A 2,186-nucleotide genomic window follows, 5' to 3' on the forward strand; every position below is an offset into this window, starting at 1 on the left:
AAATGCGACGAATCGACATTGACGACGACGAGGTCGGCATCGGCTTCGATCATCGGTTGCTCTATGCCGAGGAGCCTTATACAGGGGGCGCAGAGGACTACCTGGCGGGACATCTGGTGAGCCGCGTGACCTGCACGCGCAACGGAGTTCGTGTCCGGAGAGTTCAAGCGCTGGCATCCGAACGGTGTCCTTGCTAAATGCATGATCAACAGCGAGGATGGCAAGGTCCCCCTCGCCGAATACGAGTGGGCCGAGGAAAGCCGCCCGACTCGGGGTTTCACGGTCAGGACGACACTTTCGGGCTGCTCGCTGACGCCGTGGGGGACAGCGGCGACATGGTCGAAGAGCGCAGCACCGGCGGCGAACGTCTGCATACGGTGCGGGCGTTGCTGGCCATCTCGGACCGTGTCCAGTTCGGCCGGCACATCGGCGCTCTGCTGCGTCGTGACCTCGTGGCCGACAACCTTGCGGACATCCGTGCGGCGGTGGAGCGTGGGTGTCGCAAGCTGGCAGGGGAGCAGGTCTCGTACGATCTCGGCCTGCAACTGGCACTGGTGATCGCCGCGGCCCACCGAGGTGCGGACTCGACGTGGGCCCTGGACGCCGCCCAACGCGCGAGGTGCTTCCGGAGTTGCAGGAGGCGCAGCTCTGGAGAGCATCCCATGGATGTGCTCGTGGCGAAGCAAGTGTTCCCCGAGAACGGGATGGCTCTCCTGGAGGACTACACCTGGGACGAGCACGGCCAGCCGACTCGGACCTGGCGGAAGGGCGTGTGAAGCAGTCACAGCACCTCGTCTGCCACACGTCCCCCGTGGACAGCGCAGTCGACGACCGGCGACTGCCGCAACGATCTTCATACGCGTGATCGTTGCTCTACTCACCGCCTGAGCCGGTGCGAGCCGGGCTCAGCTGGCACCATACGTACTTGCCCCGATTGCCGTGTCTGCTCAGCGGCTGCCAGCCCCATGTGTCGGCGCAGGCCCGGACGAGCGCGAGCCCACGTCCGTCCTCGCGGTCGGGGGCAAGGTCCAACGGCTGTGGAGGTTCCGGTGGTTGGGGATCCGCGTCCCACGCCCCGATCCGCAGTACCCCCGCCGACCAGCGCACCCGGAGGGCGGCCGGCCCCTTCGTATGCCGTACGGCGTTGGAGACCAACTCCGCGGCGAGCAGTTCGGCGACATCGACCAGGCCGATCAGGCCGTGCATGGTGAGGATGAGGCGGAGGGTGCGGCGGCTGACGGTGACTGCGCGTAGGTCGTTGGGGATGTAGAGGCTGTACTCCCATGGGTCGGCTTCGTTTTCGGGCACGGGTGAACTCCGTTCGGGTGGTGGGAGTTTGCGGTCGGCGGGCGGTGGCTGTGCCGCGGCCGTCATGGCAGGACGGGGCGGTGCGCTTCCGGCATCCCGGCGTTCCGCAGTGTGTGCGTCGCATCACTGAAGGTAGGGGCTAATGTTTCGGTTCGGCAAGCCGATCACGTAATCTGCCCTCCGAACGGGTCGCGCCTACAGGCGCGTTGGATCGAGAGGCAGTCGATGACTACGAGGCGCGAACCAACGGCACGTCAGATGCGCCTGGCGGTCGAACTGCGCAGGCTCCGCGATGCGGCCGGCCTCAGTGGCCGGGAAGCGGCGGCGCTGCTCGGAGTGAGCCCCGTCCAGATCAGTCACATCGAATCCGGTCTCTCGGGGGTGAGTGAGGAGCGACTGCGCCGCCTCGCGGCCTACTACGCCTGCACGGACGAGGCGTTCATCGATGCCCTGGTTGACATGGCCACCGATCGGACGCGCGGCTGGTGGGAGGAGTTCAGGGGACTGCTGCCCACGTCATTCCTTGATCTCGCCGAATTGGAATGTCATGCCACGTTCCTGAGGGAAGCCCAGTTTCTCTTCATCCCAGGTCCGCTCCAGACAGAGGACTACGCTCGCGCCGTCTTTGCCGACCGCGTCCCAGAACTTCCCCATGACGAGCTTGAATTGCGCGTCCGACACCGGATGCAGCGCAAGGTGATCATCGAAGGCCCCGATGTCATCCAGTACGAGGCGGTCATCCACGAAGCCGCGCTGCGCATCATGGTCGGCGATCGAGCCGCTTCACGGACGCAGCTTGTCCGTCTACTCGAACTCTCCGAAGTGGATCACATCACCGTCCGCGTCATCCCTTTCGATCTGGAGGGATTCACCGGTGC

General features: G+C 65.5%; 3 protein-coding genes. 1 reads left to right on the forward strand and 2 read right to left on the reverse strand.

The window, feature by feature from the left end; genetic code table 11:
- Together GFH49_RS40280 and GFH49_RS22370 are read right to left on the reverse strand one after the other, a co-directional pair.
- On the reverse strand, positions 1 to 545 hold a 545-nt coding region (locus GFH49_RS40280), incomplete at its 3' end, for a hypothetical protein (RefSeq protein WP_230396423.1).
- A gap of 328 nt (positions 546 to 873) precedes the next feature.
- A complete protein-coding gene (locus GFH49_RS22370) occupies positions 874 to 1,308 on the reverse strand; it encodes an ATP-binding protein (RefSeq protein WP_230396424.1) in 435 nt (144 codons plus the stop codon).
- A gap of 225 nt (positions 1,309 to 1,533) precedes the next feature.
- On the opposite strand from GFH49_RS22370, the gene GFH49_RS22375 reads away from it, so the two are divergent.
- Positions 1,534 to 2,186, forward strand: a 653-nt coding sequence (locus tag GFH49_RS22375; RefSeq protein ID WP_155057891.1) for a helix-turn-helix domain-containing protein, incomplete at its 3' end; no start/stop codon positions are given.

This window comes from Streptomyces blattellae (assembly GCF_009709555.1).
GTDB lineage: Bacteria > Actinomycetota > Actinomycetes > Streptomycetales > Streptomycetaceae > Streptomyces > Streptomyces blattellae.